This is a genomic window from Sporosarcina luteola, from assembly GCF_023715585.1.
In the GTDB taxonomy this organism is placed as follows: domain Bacteria; phylum Bacillota; class Bacilli; order Bacillales_A; family Planococcaceae; genus Sporosarcina; species Sporosarcina luteola_D.
In genome coordinates this window covers 851,335-870,318 of sequence record NZ_JAMBOK010000001.1, presented here as the reverse complement: position 1 = coordinate 870,318, position 18,984 = coordinate 851,335, and the positions used below count along the sequence as shown (strand labels likewise).

19 protein-coding genes are annotated in these 18,984 nt (G+C 44.4%); 18 read left to right on the top strand and 1 reads right to left on the bottom strand.

Annotated features, from left to right (window positions below):
• Window positions 1-18 precede the first annotated feature (18 nt).
• The 9 genes from M3193_RS04510 to recO all read left to right on the top strand — a co-directional run bounded on the left by M3193_RS04510 (window position 19) and on the right by recO (window position 7,504).
• Window positions 19-276: a hypothetical protein gene (locus M3193_RS04510; protein WP_251624598.1), complete on the top strand. Its 258-nt coding sequence runs from the start codon at window positions 19-21 to the stop codon at window positions 274-276.
• Window positions 266-1,354, top strand: coding sequence for a sporulation protein YqfD (locus tag M3193_RS04505; protein ID WP_251624596.1), 1,089 nt, complete (start codon window positions 266-268; stop codon window positions 1,352-1,354). The genes M3193_RS04510 and M3193_RS04505 overlap by 11 nt, the downstream gene beginning before the upstream one ends.
• A 5-nt stretch (window positions 1,355-1,359) precedes the next feature.
• Entirely contained in the window at window positions 1,360-2,319 is a 960-nt protein-coding gene (locus M3193_RS04500) for a PhoH family protein (RefSeq protein ID WP_251624594.1), read from the top strand.
• Between the two features lie 63 nt (window positions 2,320-2,382).
• A complete protein-coding gene (locus tag M3193_RS04495) occupies window positions 2,383-4,509 on the top strand; it encodes an HD family phosphohydrolase (RefSeq protein WP_251624592.1) in 2,127 nt (708 codons plus the stop codon).
• A 19-nt stretch (window positions 4,510-4,528) separates the two neighbouring features.
• On the top strand, window positions 4,529-4,999 hold the full coding sequence (gene ybeY, locus M3193_RS04490; protein ID WP_251624590.1) for an rRNA maturation RNase YbeY: 471 nt from the start codon (window positions 4,529-4,531) through the stop codon (window positions 4,997-4,999).
• Between the two features lie 19 nt (window positions 5,000-5,018).
• Window positions 5,019-5,357, top strand: coding sequence for a diacylglycerol kinase family protein (locus M3193_RS04485; protein ID WP_353056364.1), 339 nt, complete (start codon window positions 5,019-5,021; stop codon window positions 5,355-5,357).
• A 21-nt stretch (window positions 5,358-5,378) separates the two neighbouring features.
• Window positions 5,379-5,792, top strand: a complete 414-nt coding sequence (locus tag M3193_RS04480) for a cytidine deaminase (RefSeq protein WP_251624586.1) — start codon at window positions 5,379-5,381, stop codon at window positions 5,790-5,792.
• A complete protein-coding gene (era, locus tag M3193_RS04475; protein ID WP_251624583.1) occupies window positions 5,773-6,687 on the top strand; it encodes a GTPase Era in 915 nt (304 codons plus the stop codon). The genes M3193_RS04480 and era overlap by 20 nt, the downstream gene beginning before the upstream one ends.
• Window positions 6,688-6,718: 31 nt before the next feature.
• Complete coding sequence (gene recO, locus M3193_RS04470) at window positions 6,719-7,504, top strand: DNA repair protein RecO (protein WP_251624581.1); 786 nt, start codon at window positions 6,719-6,721, stop codon at window positions 7,502-7,504.
• A gap of 139 nt (window positions 7,505-7,643) precedes the next feature.
• Here the strand turns inward: recO and M3193_RS04465 are convergent, their stop codons facing one another.
• Window positions 7,644-9,023 carry a glycine--tRNA ligase gene (locus M3193_RS04465; protein WP_251624579.1) on the bottom strand — a complete coding sequence of 460 codons (1,380 nt, stop codon included), beginning with the start codon at window positions 9,021-9,023 and terminating at the stop codon, window positions 7,644-7,646.
• 1,068 nt (window positions 9,024-10,091) lie between these two features.
• Here M3193_RS04465 and M3193_RS04460 point away from each other — a divergent pair.
• The 9 genes from M3193_RS04460 to M3193_RS04420 all read left to right on the top strand — a co-directional run bounded on the left by M3193_RS04460 (window position 10,092) and on the right by M3193_RS04420 (window position 18,946).
• Entirely contained in the window at window positions 10,092-10,721 is a 630-nt protein-coding gene (locus M3193_RS04460; RefSeq protein ID WP_285851805.1) for a helix-turn-helix transcriptional regulator, read from the top strand.
• Window positions 10,722-10,759: 38 nt separating this feature from the next.
• Entirely contained in the window at window positions 10,760-11,578 is an 819-nt protein-coding gene (locus tag M3193_RS04455) for a pyruvate, water dikinase regulatory protein (protein WP_251624575.1), read from the top strand.
• Between the two features lie 189 nt (window positions 11,579-11,767).
• Window positions 11,768-13,579: a DNA primase gene (dnaG, locus tag M3193_RS04450; RefSeq protein WP_251624573.1), complete on the top strand. Its 1,812-nt coding sequence runs from the start codon at window positions 11,768-11,770 to the stop codon at window positions 13,577-13,579.
• 35 nt (window positions 13,580-13,614) lie between these two features.
• Window positions 13,615-14,787, top strand: a complete 1,173-nt coding sequence (gene rpoD, locus M3193_RS04445) for an RNA polymerase sigma factor RpoD (protein WP_251624571.1) — start codon at window positions 13,615-13,617, stop codon at window positions 14,785-14,787.
• A gap of 72 nt (window positions 14,788-14,859) precedes the next feature.
• On the top strand, window positions 14,860-15,273 hold the full coding sequence (locus M3193_RS04440) for a hypothetical protein (RefSeq protein ID WP_251624569.1): 414 nt from the start codon (window positions 14,860-14,862) through the stop codon (window positions 15,271-15,273).
• 86 nt (window positions 15,274-15,359) lie between these two features.
• Window positions 15,360-16,502 carry an acyl-CoA dehydrogenase gene (locus M3193_RS04435; protein ID WP_251624568.1) on the top strand — a complete coding sequence of 381 codons (1,143 nt, stop codon included), beginning with the start codon at window positions 15,360-15,362 and terminating at the stop codon, window positions 16,500-16,502.
• Between the two features lie 136 nt (window positions 16,503-16,638).
• Entirely contained in the window at window positions 16,639-17,022 is a 384-nt protein-coding gene (gene cccA, locus M3193_RS04430) for a cytochrome c550 (protein WP_251624566.1), read from the top strand.
• 110 nt (window positions 17,023-17,132) lie between these two features.
• A complete protein-coding gene (locus M3193_RS04425; RefSeq protein ID WP_251624564.1) occupies window positions 17,133-17,831 on the top strand; it encodes a tRNA (adenine(22)-N(1))-methyltransferase in 699 nt (232 codons plus the stop codon).
• Window positions 17,828-18,946, top strand: coding sequence for a Nif3-like dinuclear metal center hexameric protein (locus M3193_RS04420; RefSeq protein ID WP_251624562.1), 1,119 nt, complete (start codon window positions 17,828-17,830; stop codon window positions 18,944-18,946). Before M3193_RS04425 ends, M3193_RS04420 begins: the two co-directional genes overlap by 4 nt.
• Window positions 18,947-18,984: the final 38 nt, after the last annotated feature.

Sequence of the window (18,984 nt, the reverse complement as noted above, 5' to 3'; positions counted from 1 at the left end):
TGGATAGGGGGTTTTATCTTGAAGAAATTATTTAAAATGAACTCATCTGTTACGATTGAAGAATTTGCTTCGGTCAGGATCACCGGCCCGTATTCCTTAGTGAAACTTGGACCTGATTATGCTGTGATCCGAAGTGGGGACCATGTCATCGAGGCGACGGGGGAGGATCTCATCGTCGAAACGTTGTCGGAAGAGCTGGCGGTATTCTCATTTGAAACGATAACAGCAGTGAATATCAAAAAGATGAAAAATGGACAGGATTTCTATGATTCATAAAAGGTATAGTGTCGTCCTCACCGGCAAAACGGATCCAGCCCGGTTCCTTTCCTTCCTTGTAGGCTCCGGCGTGAAGATGTCCGGGATCATGGAATCCGGAAAAGGAATCCGATTTCGCACCGATAAAAAAGGCATTCAAGTCATAAGGAAACATAGGCGCCGTTACAAAATGAGAGTGACGATCAAGCCGGCAGATGACGGTACTGTTGAAAAGAGGGTATTCACATCCTTCCGTTTTCTAATTGCGTGCATCATCCCGCTTCTGGCATCCTTATTTCTATGGAAGATCGAAATTGAAACCGACGTACCTGAAGTATCTGAACGGATCGGCAACAAATTGGAGGAGACCTCAATTACCTTGTTCCGGCCGCTTCACTTGATTCCGGATGAAGGGGAAATCCGGAGATCGCTCATGGTGGATGATCAGTCACTCTCCTGGGTGCGATTTAAAAGATCGGGAAGTACATTGACTGTCATCCCGATGCTCTCCCCGAAATTGAATGACAGGATTGAAAAAACCGGCCCTCCTTCAGATCTTGTGGCGCGGACTGGAGGCGTCATTACAGGTTTTCAATTGAGCAGGGGGGAAAGGGTCGCGCGCATCAATCAAACTGTTAAAAAAGGGGATTTACTGGCTACAGGCATACTAGAGCAGGGAAATAAAAAGACAATTGTAGGAGCGGAAGGTTCGGTGTATGCTGATTTTTGGTTGGAATACTCTTTTAAAATCCCTAAAACAGTTGATTACCATCTGCTTGGGGAGGAGAATGTAATGATTCAATGGCGATCACCTGTTGTATGGGGAGATGGAAGAATACCTAAATTGAGATCCTTCATACAGACGGAAAGGTACAGGGAAGACCGTCTGGGGCAGTTCGATTTGAAGGAAGGCATGGAGCAAGATGTCATCATCCCGTTGCTGAAACACAAAATAGTAACCGAAACACAATCCGATCTGATAATTAAAGATGAAAACATTTTACACTTGACGTTTGGAAATGATACAGTTGAGGGGACAATATTATTTTTAATCAATGAGAATATAGCGATAAAAAGACCGTTATCCCAAGGAGACTGAAACTATTGAGCGAACAACTGATACAACTTCATATCGAAGAGCCGAATGAGGCTGTCATGCTTCTAGGCATTTCCGACCAAAATATGAAATTGATTGAAGAATCCATGAACATTTCCATCCTTACCCGGGGAGATACCATTTCACTTGCCGGGGAAGAACAGGATATCGTGGCGGGGAAGTTTCTCTTAGAGCAGCTGTTAAAAGTGATCCGTAAAGGCATCAATATCAATTTACGTGATATTTCCACTGCGATTGAAATGGTGAAAAACGGAACGATCGAATACTTTGCCGAGTTATACGACGAGGAGATTGCCAGGACTGCAAAAGGGAAGGCAATCCGCGCAAAAACGATCGGGCAACGTGAATATATCCATGCCATTCGAAAGAATGACCTTGTTTTCTGCATAGGACCAGCCGGTACTGGAAAGACATATCTCGCAGTCGTCCTAGCGGTACAGGCAATGAAATCAGGATCTGTCAAACGAATCATTTTAACGCGACCTGCCGTCGAGGCTGGAGAAAGTCTTGGCTTCCTGCCGGGCGATTTGAAAGAGAAGGTCGATCCTTATTTACGACCGCTCTATGATGCGCTGCACGACGTTCTAGGCGCGGAGCATACAGAACGGCTAATGGAGCGCGGAGTGATCGAAATCGCTCCCCTGGCGTATATGAGGGGCCGTACGCTTGATGATGCATTTGTCATCCTGGATGAAGCTCAGAATACAACGAAGGCTCAAATGAAAATGTTTTTAACACGCCTCGGATTCGGTTCAAAGATGGTGATTACCGGTGACAAGACTCAAATCGATTTGCCGCGTGGAGTTGAATCAGGGTTGAACGCCTCTGAAGCGATCTTAAAGAATGTCTCTGAAATTCATTTTCAATACTTGGAACAAGGTGACGTCGTCCGACATCCCATTGTTGCGAAAATCATCGAAGCATATGAAAGTGAGCAGTCATCCTAAAGTGACTGCTCTTTCATCATGTCAAATGGGATGATCAGATAAAGAGGGAAGGGGGGAGTGTTTATGTTCACGCTCATCATAAATCTTTTCAAATCCTTGAAATTCAAATACTATGCATTATTTATCATTGGTTTGGCGGCTATCGCGTTATTCTCGCTGATGCACGGCAATGTAAAGCAGGAAACATATGAGCTCCATGAATTCAAAATATCTCCGAAGACGATTCGGTCATTGAAAACGGTCGAAGACACTGTGAAGACTGAGCAGGAAAAACGGAGAATTGAATCCGAAGTGACACCGTTTTATCAGTTCAATGAGGATATTGCAAAGAATAGGGCGGCCATTGCCATTAACTTATTTGAATTCATCATTGAAGAGAAACAGCATAACACCCCCGATATCGAAGATCCGGATAAAAAAGTGAAAACACGTTCGGAGCAAATCAAGGAAATAAGGGAAAAGTTTTTAAAATTGGAAGAAGAGGAGCCGGGCCTTCGTCTGACGGATGATGCAATTGAGAGTTTGTTGACTAGGGATATACCGGTCTTGCAGAAAATCCAGAGTGAGATTGCGAGTATCATAACCGAAGAGCTGTCCAAACCTGTTCGGGTAGATGATTTGTCCACAGTCCGCTATGAAGTGGAAAGGAAGCTTCGATTATCTGAAGCGATTCCTCCTGCGGAACTGCAGACGCTGATCACCCTTGGCAGATCATTAGTCGTCGAAACAGAAACAATCAACCAAACATTGACGGAAAAAAGAATCGAAGAAGAAAAAAATGCGGTTGAGCCAACAAGAATCCTGCAAGGACAAGTCATCGTTCGGGAAGGACAATTCATCGACTCCGAAATTTATAGACAGTTGGAATTGACCGGACTTTTGAAAAATCAATCCACTGCTAAACCTTTGGCGGGTCTTATCCTGTATGTGGTTTTTATATCAGCCATTATTTTTATACATTTTATTATGTGGCAGGAAGAAAATAACAAGAAAAAGAAATCATTGTTGATTATCTACTCCATCTTCTTCATTCTCGTAATTATGATGAAAATTATCAGTTTGATTGACAAAGAGTTCGATGTGCAGGTCGCTTTTCTATTTCCGACAGCGCTCGCACCCCTTTTAGCAAAACTGCTAACGAATGAAAGACTTGCACTCATGTTGACGATCGTCACGGCTTCGACTGCTGGTATCATGCTGCAGGAAGGTTTCGCCGCAATCATGCAGATGGAAATCGCACTATATATTTTGTTCAGCGCAATCATCAGTATATATGTCTTAGGGAATAATGGGAGAAGGTCAAATATTTTACGGACAAGCCTCTTTGTGGCAGCCTCCAATATTCTGTTCATTGGATTCTATTTGTTGATGACCCAGTCTTCGTATGAACTGTCCGAGTTGGTATTTTACTTAATTGCCGCTTTGGCTTCTGGAATTATATCAGGTGCTATGACAATCGGGTTGATGCCCTTTTTCGAATCTGCTTTCGGGTTGCTTTCGGACATGAGGCTGATTGAGTTATCAAATCCGAATCATCCTTTATTGAAAAAAGTGCTAACCGAGACGCCAGGTACATACCACCACAGTGTAATGGTTGCGAATTTGGCCGATGCCGCTTGTGAATCGGTAGGGGCAGATGGATTGCTAGCGCGGGTAGGCAGCTATTATCATGATATCGGGAAGACGAAAAGACCTGGATTCTTCATTGAGAATCAACATGGAGCTGTAAACCCTCATGATGAATTGCAGCCGGAAAAAAGCCGTGATATCATTATTGCCCATGCCAATGACGGTGCTGACCTGCTTGCCAAGCATAAAATGCCGATTGAAATCATTAATATTGCAAGACAGCATCATGGAACAAGTTTTTTAAAATTTTTCTATGTAAAGGCCAAGGAAATGGGAAAGGATGTAGTGGAGGATGATTTCCGATATCCTGGTCCAAAACCGCAGACGAAAGAAATTGCTATCATTTCAATTGCAGATAGTGTGGAAGCCGCAGTGCGTTCATTAAAAGAGCCTACTCCGGAAAAAATCGCCAAATTAGTAAGATCAATCATTACTTCCAAATTGAATGATGGGCAATTCGATGAATGCGATTTGTCGATGAAAGAACTGAAAACGATTGAAAATGTCATCTGCGAAACATTGAACGGCATTTTTCATAGCCGGATTGAATATCCGGACTGATCAGAAGGAAGGCGAAGGAATGCTTGATATTTACTTTAATGATGAAACGGGAAAAGTTACCGAAGACATTACCCGGCTTGTAGAAAGTTTATTGAACCATGCCGCACAGATGGAGGGGCTTTCTGATCATCCTGAAGTGTCCGTCACTTTTATGACAGATGAGGAAATCAGAAAAATAAATGCCGAATATAGAGGCAAAGACAAAGCAACAGATGTTATTTCATTTGCACTAGAGGAGATGGCGGAAGGGGAAGTCGCCATAGTGCAGGAAGAAGGCATGCCGGTCGTCCTCGGAGACATTCTCATTTCTATCGAGACAGCAGCCCGGCAATCCGCTGAATATGGTCATGATGAAAAGCGGGAAATCGGATTTCTGGCATTGCATGGATTCCTCCATCTTCTTGGATATGACCATATGACAGAGGAAGATGAACAGAAGATGTTCGGAAGGCAAAAGGAGATCCTTGCATCTTTCGGCCTAGAAAGGTAAGGAAGGAATGCATCTTTTCTTGAAGTCTTTTTATTATGCATTCAAGGGAATACGGCATGGCTTTTTGACTGAACGGAATTTCAGATTCCATGTACTTGCAATTATCGTCGTAACGACAGCGGGTTTAGTAACAGGTCTATCTGCGATAGAATGGTGCATCATCTTCATTATGTTCGGCTGGGTCACCGCGTTGGAATTGATCAATACAGCGATTGAAAGGACTATCGATCTTGTTACGGAAGAGATTCATCCGCTTGCCGGACAGGCTAAGGATCTTGCGTCAGGAGCTGTTTTGATTTTTGCGTTTTTCTCCGCAATCATCGGCCTGATTATTTTCATACCGAAATGGTTCTCATAAAATTTACGTAGAGGTGTAATTATGGATAAAGTGAAATTGATGGAAGAAGCAAAAACGGCACGTGAAAAGGCTTATGTGCCATATTCTAAATTTCCCGTTGGAGCAGCGCTGTTAACCGGTGACGGGAAAGTGTACCATGGCTGCAATATCGAGAATTCAGCTTATAGCATGACGAATTGTGCGGAGAGGACCGCATTTTTTAAAGCAGTTTCGGAAGGGATCACTGACTTCAAGGCATTGGCGGTGACCGGCGATACGGAAGGCCCGATTTCACCATGCGGAGCCTGCAGACAAGTGATAGCTGAGTTTTGCGATAGCGACATGCCTGTCTATTTGACGAATTTGAACGGTAAAGTGTTGGAAACGACTGTAGGAGAATTGTTACCGGGTGCGTTTTCCAAGGAGGATCTTGAATATGCAGAAGGACAACAATAATTTTAAATCAGGTTTCATATCGATCATCGGCCGCCCGAATGTGGGCAAATCGACATTTTTGAATCGCGTTGTAGGTCAGAAGATCGCAATCATGAGTGACAAACCACAAACGACGAGGAACAAGGTGCAAGGAGTCGTCACTACGGACAACTCCCAACTGGTTTTCATCGATACGCCCGGGATTCATAAGCCGAAGCATAAGCTCGGGGATTTCATGGTGAAGTCGGCACGGAATACATTGAAGGAAGTCGATGTCATCATGTTCATGGTGAATGCTGACGAACCGATCGGCGGAGGGGACAGATTCATCATCGATCTTTTGCAAAACACGGAAACGCCTGTTTTTCTAGTGATCAATAAAATCGATCTCGTCCATCCAGATGACCTATTGACGACAATCACTTCTTATACAAAGGAATATGACTTTGCAGAAGTCGTTCCCTTATCTGCATTAAATGGTAATAACGTCGAAAGGTTAATGGAAACATTGACAAAATACTTGCCGGAAGGACCGAAATACTATCCTGACGATCAAGTGACGGACCACCCTGAGCGCTTCATCATTTCCGAATTTATACGGGAAAAGGTACTGCATTTGACCCGTGAAGAAATTCCGCATTCCGTCGCCGTCGTCATTGAGAAGATCGAAAGGGATGAAGGCCGCGGACTAGTTGATGTGGCAGCAACGATCATTGTCGATCGTGATTCCCAAAAAGGGATTGTCATCGGTAAAAAAGGTGCTTTATTGAAAGAAATCGGAACGAAAGCAAGGCATGATATCGAAATGCTTTTAGGTTCGAAAGTGTACTTGGAACTGTGGGTGAAAGTGCAGAAGGATTGGCGCAATAAACCGGGACAACTCAGGGAGTTCGGATTCCGCGAAGACGAATATTGAATTTTTTACAAATTGAGTAGGAGTGATATCCTTGCTGGATAAATGGGAAGGGATCATCCTGAGAAGTATTCCTTACGGAGAGTCGAATAAGATTGTCACTCTCTATACACGTGAGGCGGGAAAAATGACCGCCATGGCGAGGGGAGCCAAGAAACCGGCCAGCAGATTGGCGGCGGTTACCCAGACATTTACGCATGGCTATTATCTCCTGAGGTCCGGGCGCGGAATGGGGACTCTGGAACAGGGCGAGCCGATCGATTCGATGCGTCATATCCGGGAAGACCTCGAGGCGACGGCTTATGCCAGCTACATAGTAGAACTCATCGACCGATTGACAGAAGATCGTGGACAAGGGCCGAATGTCTTCGGGTTATTACATGAAGCGTTGCATGCGATCAACGAGCAATATGACCCCGAAGCGATTGCTTTATTTGTGGAGTGGAAGATGCTGCCTGTTGCAGGGGTCTACCCTGTGCTTCATCAATGTGCAAATTGCGGAGCAACCGAAGGGGAGTTCGCTTTTTCGTTTCAGGAAATTGGATTCCTTTGTCATCGATGTTTCCAAATCGATCCTTATCTTGTCAGAATTACGCCGACGCAGCTGAGGCTGATACGCACATTTTTCACTGTTCCGATCCAGCAAGTAGGTTCATTGGATCTGAAAAAAGCGACAAAACAATTCATGAAAAAGATTGTTCGGACGGTTTACGATGAACAAGTGGGGGTCCGCTTGAAGTCCAGGTCTTTCCTGGATCAGTTGGAGCGCACACCAGAATTATTGCCGCAAAAAGAAAAACCGGAAGAAAAAGGCGAATGACCTTTCTCTTCCGGTTTTTTGTAAATCAATTACACCTTGGCGTAATTGTGTTCGGATTTTTATCGAGTTAGGTTCGATAAACTCCCCTGAAAATCCGTAATATACGCCGGAGGCTTTAATTTAATTCAGCTGAATTAAATTAAAATTCGAGATGTTTTTCGATGTAATCCTTGACGTCTGCAATTGGCATACGTACTTGTTCCATGGAATCGCGGTGTCTTACTGTCACTTGGCGATTTTCCTCCGAGTCAAAGTCATATGTGATGCAGAATGGAGTACCAATCTCATCCTGTCTGCGGTAACGTCTACCGATGGATTGGGAATCGTCATATTGTGTCGCGAAATGCTTGCGCAGTTCAGCATATACCTCTTCAGCACCTTCCGATAGCTTTTTGGACAACGGAAGGACAGCCGCTTTAATAGGCGCAAGGGCAGGGTGGAAACGCATGACAGTCCGTTTGTCGTCTCCCTCAAGCACTTCTTCATCAAAAGCATCACATAGGAATGCGAGAGTGACACGATCCGCACCGAGAGAAGGCTCAATGCAATAAGGGATATATTTTTCGTTAGTCACCGGGTCTTGATAGTGGAAATCTTCACCGGAATACTCCATATGCCTGGACAAATCGAAATCTGTACGGTTTGCAATGCCCCAAAGCTCTCCCCATCCGAATGGGAATTTGTATTCGATATCCACTGTTCCTTTGGAATAGTGGGAAAGCTCGTCGGCGTTATGCTCACGCAAGCGCATGTTTTCAACTGTTAAACCAAGGTCCATTAGCCATTTTTCGGAGAAGTCTCTCCAATACTCATACCATTTCATATCTTCGCCAGGCTTACAGAAGAATTCCAATTCCATCTGTTCAAATTCACGAGTACGGAACGTGAAGTTTCCTGGTGTGATTTCATTACGGAAGCTCTTTCCGATCTGCGCGATTCCGAATGGCATCTTCTTACGCATGGACCGTTGAACATTTTTAAAGTTGACGAAAATCCCTTGTGCCGTTTCTGGACGAAGGAAGATTTCATTTGCTGATGAATCGGTAACGCCTTGTGTAGTTTTGAACATCAAGTTGAACTGACGAATTCCCGTATAGTCCATCGCGCCACAAGTCGGGCAGACGATGGCATGTTCCTGGATAAGCTCTTCCATTTTCTCGAATGGGAGGCCATCTACGACCAGTTCAATTCCCTTTTCATCCAATGCATCTTCGATCAACTTATCTGCACGGTGACGTGTTTTACATTTTTTGCAATCGATCATTGGGTCGTTGAAATTACCGATATGACCGGAAGCTTCCCAAACTTTCGGGTTCATGAGGATCGCAGCGTCGAGTCCTTCGTTATAAGGGGACTCCTGTACGAATTTCTGCCACCAAGCACGTTTGATGTTGTTTTTCAGCGCGATGCCGAGAGGACCGTAATCCCAAGTGTTCGCCAAGCCGCCGTATATTTCCGAACCAGGAAATACAAAGCCCCTTTGCTTCGATAAATTGACAATCTGTTCCATTGAATACATGTAAAATCCCTCCAATTAAAATAAGCACCCATCCCCGGACATGAAGTCCGAGGACGAGTGCGTAATGACCCGCGGTTCCACCTCGATTGGCTGCCGAAGCAACCCTCTTAAAGTAAATAGCTCCAGGTTGCCGTTTCATGCCAATACGGGCTTTCACTATCCCCGTTCGCTCAAAGTGGCATTACTTATTGACCTATCTCCGCCTATTGAATTCTGTATTAGTGTAGCACGCTTCCTCATTCTCTGCAATCCATATCGCTGTTCGCTGTTTAGATTGGTTTGTTTTTCTTATTCATAATGATATCAAAGCCTTGTTGATTTCCGTTCCGAGCGGACGCTTTCCGTGGGGCGTGCGGTGAGTCTCCTCGTCGCCAAAACCGTGCTCCTGCGGGGTCTCACCTGACACGCATATCCTACAGGAGTCGCCGTTCTGCACTCCAATCAACAGAAATCACCTTGTTAATAATCAAATCAAAAATGAATTGTCCATAAGTAATAGTATAAATTTTATTTTTACCAATTAATGAAACTTGTCAATTCTTAAAAACGTTTCAGTAATAGGGTTGTATTAGAACTGTTGTTGATCAAATCCTTATTCAACTAATGAGGAGCGTTAGCATAACAATACCCGGAAGGACCTTTTCTTACTAATGAGATATAAACATATTCTATAAAACAGCTTTTATAAAATATTCTAATTGATTGAAGTGCAGATTGGCGACTCCAGCAACGCCGTTACGAAGAACGGCGTTTGCGAGCACAAGCGTAGCGTTGCGAGCAATGTTTTTTGCGACCCTTAGGGAGCAGAATGAAGCTGCCTTAATTTCTGCAAAGGACGCAGGAATACGGCAAATCGAACTCTTCGCTGTTCGATTGGAAAGCGTCCAATCGGAACGGAAATCAATGGGATATGTAGCAGGCTAGAACTTTTACAATCTACCCACAATAATTTTACATATCATTTATTCGGCACTATCACGGAAACCAAGCCATCGGGTTAGGAATTATGGATGGAAAATGCTATACTAAGCAAGGATATATTATCGAACGATTAGGGCGGTGATTCATATGGAATTGAATAAGCGCCAGAACGAAATCCTTGAAATTGTCAAAATGGATGGTCCGATTACTGGTGAACAGATAGCGGAAAGATTAAGTCTTGCAAGAGCCACCATAAGACCCGACTTGGCAATCCTGACTATGGCAGGCTATTTGGATGCAAGGCCGCGCGTCGGCTACTTTTATTCAGGGAAAAAGCCAGCTCAATCCATTGCTGACGACATGAATAGCATGAGGGTCGGGGATTTTCAATCCATACCTGTAGTTGTAAATGAAAACGTGACCGTCTACGATGCAATCTGCCAAATGTTCCTAGATGATGTAGGTACATTGTTTGTCGTGGATAAATCCTCCTGTCTGACAGGAGTCCTTTCACGAAAAGATTTGCTTCGTACGAGTCTCGGTAACAGCGAACTGGATAAAATACCGGTACATGTCATTATGACGAGGATGCCGAATATTACATATTGCAAGAAACAGGATTCACTCATTCAAGCGGCAAAGAAAATGATCGAACAACAAATCGACTCACTTCCTGTCGTAGCTATGAAAGAGGAAGGGCTGGACGTAGTGGGGAGAATTACCAAGACGAATATTACTCGTGCATTCCTTTCACTAGCTGAAGATCATGAATTATAAGCGTTGCCTGCTGAGCAAAATGAAAGAGGAGTGATACAATGAGAAAATTGACATTGTTCATCGTTTCGGATTCTGTCGGTGAGACGGCGGATTTAGTTGCCAAGGCAGCGGCGAGCCAATTCAGACATGACCTTGAAACAGTTTCGACAAAACGCTTTTCACATGTCGAAGATGAGTCCCAACTGCGGGAAATTGCCTATTTGGCAAAACGGCAAAATGCGATCATCATCTATACACTTGTAAAAAGCTGCATGCGGAAGAAAATGAAAGAGGAATGCCAAATCAATGGACTGCAGTGCATTGACTTGCTTGGCCCGATCGTCAAGGAAATCGGCACGTCCCTTGATGAAAAGCCTTTTGAGGAACCAGGGCTCGTCCGTCAATTGGATGATGATTATTTCAAAAAAATTGAAGCGATCGAATTTGCCGTGAAATATGATGACGGCCGGGATCCCCGTGGCGTCTTGAAGGCGGACATTGTTTTAGTAGGTGTATCGCGAACATCAAAAACGCCCTTATCACAATATCTCGCTCATCGTCGTTACAAAGTGGCGAATGTCCCGCTAGTCCCTGAAGTCGATCCTCCTGAAGAATTGTATACGATAGACCCGAAGAAATGCTTCGGGTTGGTCATTTCCCCTAGCGTGCTCAATTCAATTAGGAAAGAAAGATTACTAGCGCTAGGCTTGAAAGATGATGCGAATTATGCGAGAATCGAACGCATCAAACAAGAATTAGAGCATTTTGAGAAAGTTGTTTCGAAAATCGGCTGCACCGTAATCGATGTTTCAAACAGGGCTGTTGAAGAAACGGCCAACTTAATTTTAAGCGAAGTGGCCAATCGCAATTCATTATAGAAATAAAGAAGGACCACCCAGAAAAAATGGTTGGTTCTTCTTTTGCGGATTGTGTACAATAGTATATTGTCGCTACATTATGATTATATTTTAGAATAAATGATTGGCTCATGAAATTATTTTGTCGAATAAGAAGGATTTATGAATACTGTCTCGAATTCAAGTATGTGAGAAGAGAATGGTGATAGGATGACTAAAATTCCAGAAGAGACAATCGAGGAGATTCGATCCAAGACGGATATCGTCGATCTTGTGGGCGAATATGTCCAATTGACGAAACGAGGCAGAAACTGGTTCGGCTTGTGTCCCTTCCACGGGGAGAATACCCCGTCCTTTTCCGTTTCCGAGGAGAAACAGATTTTTCATTGCTTCGGTTGCGGTGCTGGAGGAAACGCCATTACGTTCATAATGGATATTGAGAACAGTCCGTTTACAGAAGCTATCTCCAAGCTGGCCGGGCGAGCGGGTATTGAGTTGGATGTTTCTTTCAGCGAGACGTCCAGCAGCGGAAGGTCAAATGAACACCAACATATGATCGAGGCCCATACGCTTGCTGCCAACTTCTATAGTCATTTGTTACTGAATACGGTGGAGGGTGAAAAAGCATTACAATATTTGGAGCAAAGAGGATTTTCCCGTGAACATATCGAAAAGTATGGTATAGGGTGGTCGCTAGACGATCGGGAAGTGCTCACTCAATTATTGGAGCGTAAAAAGTTTGATATGAAGGAGATGGAGCTTGCCGGACTTTGCATAATGAAAAATGATGGAACTGGGTATTTTGATAGGTTCCGCGGACGTATTATGTTTCCGCTGCATGACGATAATGGAAATGTCGTTGCTTTCTCCGGGAGGACATTATCCAATTCAAAAGAGGAAGCTAAATACTTGAACAGCCCGGAAACGCCAATTTTCGAGAAAAGCCGTTTGCTCTATAATTTTCATAACGCACGTCTTAATGTGCGTAAAACGGGTAAAGTAATACTGTTCGAAGGTTTTATGGATACAATTGCCGCTGAACGTGCGGGAATTATGAATAGTGTGGCAGTTATGGGTACATCCTTGTCTGACACCCACCTGACCAAAATGAAGCGCATCGCCAATCAGCTGATCATCTGCTGTGATGGCGACAAAGCAGGCTGGGATGCGGCGAAGCGGTTTGCCGTCCTTTCCAAACAAAAAGGAATGGATGCAAAAATCGCTTTATTACCGGGGAAAATGGACCCTGATGAATATATTACGACATTTGGCGGTGAATCGTTCGCTGAAAAGGTGATCGGGAATCCACACTCGTATATGTCATTTATAATGGCTTATTATAAAAGATCCAAAAATCTGTCTCATGAAAACGATGTATTGCAATATATCCATGAAGTAATGGAAGAGCTTGCCCAAAAGATTTCACCGGTTGAACGTGATCTGATGATCAGGCAATTGACTGCGGAAACGGGAGTATCTCCGAACGCCCTCAATGAGCAATTGATGAAAAAAGTCGGGAAGCATGCAAAACAGCAGAAAGTGATGCAGCCGGAAGGAGGACAAGCCATACCAATGGCAGTGTCCACCCGGAAGGTGTCGGGCATCGAACGGGCTGAGAGGCTTCTGTTATGCCATCTGTTGAATGATGGAAATCTATTTGACAGAATTCGGGATGACCACGAGGAACTTTTCTTCCGGGAGGAATATGCTGCGATTTTCATAAGGCTTGCAGGCTTTTATGAAAAGCACGGCATGCCCGATTTTCACAGATTTGCGGAGTCGCTGGAGGATCGAGAGCTGCGCAAAGTAGTCATGGATGCAGCAATGCTTGAAAGAGATCCCGACTTCGCTGAACAGGAAATAGAAGATTGCATTCATCATCTCAAAAGGCAGCGGATCAACAGACGCATAGAAGAGATGATGCACGAATCAAAAGAAGCGGAAAAAATGAACGATCATACCCGGGCACTGGAGCTGGCCAGGGAAATTATACAGCTCCGGAAATCATTATCGGCAATGTAAGCCGTATTCCGGCGAACTAAGGAGGAACGGGTATTATGACTAAAGAGCAATCTGGAGAAATGGAGCACGAAATGACATTAGATGAAGTGAAAGCAGGTTTATTGGAAGCGGGAAAGAAAGCGGGAGAACTAACGCTTGAAGATGTAACGGAGAAATTATCCGTCTTTGAGATGGAGCCCGAGCAGTTCGAAGAGTTCCTTGACCAGATTGAAGCTGCAGGCATCGAGATGGAGCGCAAGGATGAAGAGGAAGCAACTACCAAGGACGAAGAACAATTTGACTTGAATGATTTAAGTGTTCCGCCGGGCGTAAAAATCAACGACCCAGTGCGTATGTATTTGAAAGAAATTGGACGCGTCGACTTGTTGACCGGAAATGAAGAAGTAAAACTTGCAATTGGCATCAAAGAAGGCGTTGAAGCTGCGGAGAAGCTCGCTGACATGAAAAAGCCGGATCCCGCGCTTTTAGAGCTCGTGGAGAAAGGTGAAAATGCTAAGAAAAAGCTTGCGGAAGCCAACCTCCGTCTAGTCGTCAGCATCGCGAAAAGATATGTCGGCCGGGGAATGCTGTTCCTCGATTTGATTCAAGAAGGTAATATGGGTCTGATCAAAGCGGTTGAGAAGTTCGACCATACGAAAGGCTTTAAATTCAGTACGTATGCGACATGGTGGATCCGCCAGGCGATAACACGAGCCATAGCTGACCAAGCCCGCACCATCCGTATTCCGGTGCATATGGTCGAGACGATCAATAAATTGATACGTGTACAGCGTCAATTGCTTCAAGACCTAGGCCGCGAGCCGTCTCCTGAGGAAATCGGAGAGGAAATGGACTTGACCGCAGAAAAAGTACGGGAAATCTTGAAGATTGCACAAGAGCCAGTATCACTCGAAACACCGATCGGAGAAGAGGATGATTCCCACTTAGGGGATTTCATCGAAGATTCGGAAGCACAGTCTCCATCAGACCATGCTGCCTATGAATTATTAAAAGAACAATTGGAAGATGTTCTGGATACGCTGACTGACCGTGAGGAAAACGTGTTGCGTCTACGTTTCGGTTTGGATGACGGTAGAACAAGAACATTGGAAGAAGTAGGAAAAGTATTTGGTGTGACCCGCGAACGGATTCGTCAAATCGAGGCCAAAGCATTACGGAAGCTAAGACATCCATCCCGAAGCAAAAGGTTAAAGGACTTTTTGGAATAATCATCTGCATCGGCATACATTATGCCGATGCCTTTTATGTTTATACAGAATGATGACTAGGGGCGAAACAGGATGAATGCTCAGCGAAAAAAGATTATTATGGCTGAAATAAATTATTGGAAACAGAATAAATTGCTGCCGGAACATTACTGCGATTTTCTACTAACCCTTTATACACAAGGTGATCATGAGCAGGAGATCAGTGCAACAGATGCTGTACTGTCCAGAGAAAAAAAGAAGGTAAACACCCGCATAATCTTGCTCCAGTTCCTGTATATAGTTATCGCTTTCACAGTACTTGGCATGTCCCTCAAATTATGGGGGCTTTTCTACGACGGACAGATGATGCTATTAGTTGGACTATTGATTACAAACTGCTTACTGTGGCTGTTAGCTGGCAGGCTATTAAAATTGCTTTACTTTACAATTTCAGGGGCTGCTGGATTGATTTTAATTGTAGCTTTTATAGTAAAAACAGTATTCTAGCTTCCTCTTGATAGAATGATTTTGAAAATGCCGACCTTTTCGGTATAATCGAAATGTAAGCGTTCACAACAAGGGGGATGAGGAAAATGAATTTTGATTTAACGGATGAGCAGCAGATGATCAAAAAGATGATGAGGGAATTTAGCGATGAGGTCGTTGCACCGGGAGCAATTGAACGGGACAGGACAAAAGAATTTCCAATCGAGATATTCAAGAAGCTTTCCGAAATGGGGATGATGGGGTTGCCATTCCCGGAAGAATATGGGGGAGCAGGGGCAGATGCTACAAGCTTTGCAATCGTAACTGAGGAACTGAGCCGTGGCTGTGCTTCCACAGGGATTACATACTCGGCGCATATTTCTTTAGGCGGTGCACCGCTTCATCTGTTTGGAACCGAAGAGCAAAAAAGGAACTATCTGACGCCGATCTGCACTGGGGATTCATTCGGCGCTTTCGGGCTTACTGAACCGAATGCAGGGTCTGACGCTGGGGGGACGCAGACGACAGCGAAAGAAGACGGCGATCATTTTGTAATTAATGGATCGAAAGTATATATTACTAATGCAAGCTATGCTAAGCATTTGGCGCTAACAGCAATTACAGGAAATGAAAATGGGAAAAAGGAAATTAGCGCCATCATCGTACCGACCGATGCTGAAGGGTTTACGATTATCGACAACTATGAAAAGATGGGCTTGCATGCTTCAAACACGACAGAATTAGTATTGGACAATGTCAGAGTTCCGAAAGAAAACCTACTGGGCAAGCGTGGAGATGGCTTTAAACAGTTCCTTGTCACTTTGGATGGTGGAAGGATTGGGATCGGTGCAATGGCAGTAGGGATTGCGCAAGCTGCCTTCGATAGAGCGTTGAAATACTCCAAAGAACGAAAACAGTTCGGCAAGACGTTATCTGAATTTCAGATTACACAATTCAAATTGGCTGATATGGCAATGAAAATCGAATTAGCTAGAAATATGGTCTACAAGGCGGCATGGCTGAAAGACCAAGGACGCCCGTTCACGAAAGAGGCCGCCATGTGCAAGCTGTATGCTTCCGAGATCGCGATGGAAGTCGCAGATCAGGCAATTCAAATTCATGGTGGCTATGGGTACATGAAGGAATACGAAGTCGAACGTTATTTAAGAGATGCAAAATTGCTCGAAATCGGTGAGGGGACCTCTGAAGTTCAACGGATGGTTATTGCGAGACAAATAGGGTGCTTATAAGAAAAGTTTGTCCAAATTGTCACAAACCGTTAATTGTACGGTGATAACTCTTTCAGTTTTCATCAGTATACAGTACAATATGAGATGTGCACTGTATACTTTTACAGAATAATTCCTGGTGAAGGAGGGTAATTCGATGAAAAACAATCCTGTAGTGCCCTATATCCTAATTTTCGCGCTAGGATTAGGACTTATTTTCTTCATGTCCTTATATGGCATCGAGCAGAAGAAAGAAATCGCTGAATCGAATGAGGAAGGTAAAACTGAAGAAACGACTGATGACGCAGCTGCATCCGAGGATTTTGATCCTGAAGGCTTTGCTCAAGGGAAATGTATCGGCTGTCACGGCGGCGATTTAGCGGGCGGTTCAGTAGGACCGAGTCTTCATGGTTTAAAAGAATCCAAAGAAGAAATCCATGAAATCATTAAAAATGGTCAAGGTGGAATGCCAGCATTCGGCGGACAAATTTCCGATGATCAAATCGACCAATTGTCAGAGTATATCCTATCACTTAAATAAGAACGGGAAGCCATCGGTGAGCGTTATCTACACGCGCCGATGGCTTTTTCATTTCTGGAAAAGAAGCGGAGAATCCCTTACAATAAGGGTATTGGAAAGGCGGGGATCTATTGAATTCCGAAAAATTATCAAAGCGGCTAACCGCAGTAGCTTCGTTTGTTGAACAAAATGCTACTCTCGCGGACATTGGGAGCGATCATGCGTATTTGCCTTGTTTTTTAGTAAAGGCCGGAAAAATCTCCAAAGCGATTGCAGGAGAGGTCGTTAAAGGACCTTATGAGTCAGCAATAAAAAACGTACAAAAGAAGGGTCTTACGGAAGCGATCACCGTCAGAATGGCGAACGGATTGGATGCCATTCATGATAGCGATGGGGTAGATACAGTTACGATCGCCGGAATGGGCGGACCGTTGATTGCCTCCATTTTAAGAGATGGGGCGGAAAAGCTGCACAGTGTCAAACGGATTGTCACACAACCGAATATCCATGCAATGTCAATCCGTGAGTGGGCAGTACAAAACGGATGGAAAATTGTCGACGAGCAGATTTTAAAGGAAGATCATAAAATTTATGAAATCATTGTACTTGAAAAGGGACAAGCGGACTACAGTGAGCTTGAAATGATGGTCGGCCCATATCTGCTCAAAGAAAAATCGGAGATCTTCATTGAAAAATGGAAGCGGGAGTCGGATGAATGGAAGCGAGTCCTAGCCTCCTTGGAAATCGCGGGCGATACGGTTGAAATCAATAAAAAGAGGGAACAACTGCGTGAGAAAAATGAGTTGTTAGGAGGAGTTTTGACAAATTGAAAAAAGTGAATGGACATGAAATCATAAACCTATTTGAACAGTGGTCGCCAAAACGTTTTGCAGAAGATTGGGATCCGGTCGGTTTGCATATAGGACAATTGAATCGTCCTGTCGAAAGGGTCGTTATTACATTGGATGTCAATGAAGCGGTCATAGACGAAGCGGTTGAGAAAGGGGCGAATTTAATCATTGCGCATCATCCTCCGATTTTCAGCCCAATGAAACATATTTGGACAGATACGCCGCAAGGAAGGCTCATTGAAAAATGCATCAAACATGATATATCCGTCTATGCTGCACACACCAATCTGGATGTCGCTCCCGGAGGTGTAAATGATCTGCTTGCATCTCGGCTAGGGTTGGAAGACATTGAAGTGATGGAACCGACAATTTCAGATCCGCTGTACAAATTGGCAGTCTTTTGCCCGGTCGAGCATGCAGATGAATTACGGGAAGTGTTGGCGCGTTCAGGTGCAGGGGCAATCGGGGATTATGCCGGATGCAGTTTCACTTCTACCGGAATCGGGCGGTTCACGCCAGCAGATGGTGCCAAACCGTTTATCGGTGAGGTCGGAAAAATGGAAGAGGTTTCCGAAGAGCGCATCGAAGTCGTTCTGCCAGGTCCGCTGCGGTCGAAAGTCTTGAAAGCGATGCTGTCGGCTCATCCATATGAAGAGCCTGCTTATGATTTTTTTGTACTCGATCAAAGGACGCGGGAGTTCGGTCTTGGCAGAGTAGGTACATTACCAGCAGCCATGGAACTTAACGAGTTTGCGAATTTCGTCAAACAAGCTTTGGACGTTCCTGCCGCGAGGGTCGTTGGTGACTTGTCAAAGCCAGTCCGTAAAATTGCTGTCCTCGGAGGGAGCGGCAGCAAATATAGTAGGGCGGCGAAACGTAAAGGGGCGGATGTATTCGTAACAGGCGATATGGATTTTCACAGTGCTCAAGATGCCGAAATGATGGACCTTGCCATTGTGGATCCGGGTCATCATGTGGAGAAGGTGATGATTGAAGGAGTAGCCGAGCATATGGAGCAAGCATGCCGGGAAAAGGGATACGATGTTTCTTTCATCAAATCAGAAGTAGACACTGAACCATTCAGATTCGTGTAATAAGTAAAGGCTGTTCCGCGTCGGCAACGACGGCGGAA

Excerpts from the sequence above, each read along its gene's own strand:
- M3193_RS04505 (WP_251624596.1), top strand. The coding sequence starts at position 266 with ATGATTCATAAAAGGTATAGTGTCGTCCTCACCGGCAAAACGGATCCA.
- M3193_RS04495 (WP_251624592.1), top strand. The coding sequence starts at position 2,383 with ATGTTCACGCTCATCATAAATCTTTTCAAATCCTTGAAATTCAAATAC.
- ybeY (WP_251624590.1), top strand. The coding sequence starts at position 4,529 with ATGCTTGATATTTACTTTAATGATGAAACGGGAAAAGTTACCGAAGAC.
- M3193_RS04480 (WP_251624586.1), top strand. The coding sequence starts at position 5,379 with ATGGATAAAGTGAAATTGATGGAAGAAGCAAAAACGGCACGTGAAAAG.
- era (WP_251624583.1), top strand. The coding sequence starts at position 5,773 with ATGCAGAAGGACAACAATAATTTTAAATCAGGTTTCATATCGATCATC.
- M3193_RS04465 (WP_251624579.1), bottom strand. The coding sequence starts at position 9,023 with ATGTATTCAATGGAACAGATTGTCAATTTATCGAAGCAAAGGGGCTTT.
- M3193_RS04460 (WP_285851805.1), top strand. The coding sequence starts at position 10,092 with ATGGAATTGAATAAGCGCCAGAACGAAATCCTTGAAATTGTCAAAATG.
- M3193_RS04455 (WP_251624575.1), top strand. The coding sequence starts at position 10,760 with ATGAGAAAATTGACATTGTTCATCGTTTCGGATTCTGTCGGTGAGACG.
- dnaG (WP_251624573.1), top strand. The coding sequence starts at position 11,768 with ATGACTAAAATTCCAGAAGAGACAATCGAGGAGATTCGATCCAAGACG.
- rpoD (WP_251624571.1), top strand. The coding sequence starts at position 13,615 with ATGACTAAAGAGCAATCTGGAGAAATGGAGCACGAAATGACATTAGAT.
- M3193_RS04440 (WP_251624569.1), top strand. The coding sequence starts at position 14,860 with ATGAATGCTCAGCGAAAAAAGATTATTATGGCTGAAATAAATTATTGG.
- M3193_RS04435 (WP_251624568.1), top strand. The coding sequence starts at position 15,360 with ATGAATTTTGATTTAACGGATGAGCAGCAGATGATCAAAAAGATGATG.
- cccA (WP_251624566.1), top strand. The coding sequence starts at position 16,639 with ATGAAAAACAATCCTGTAGTGCCCTATATCCTAATTTTCGCGCTAGGA.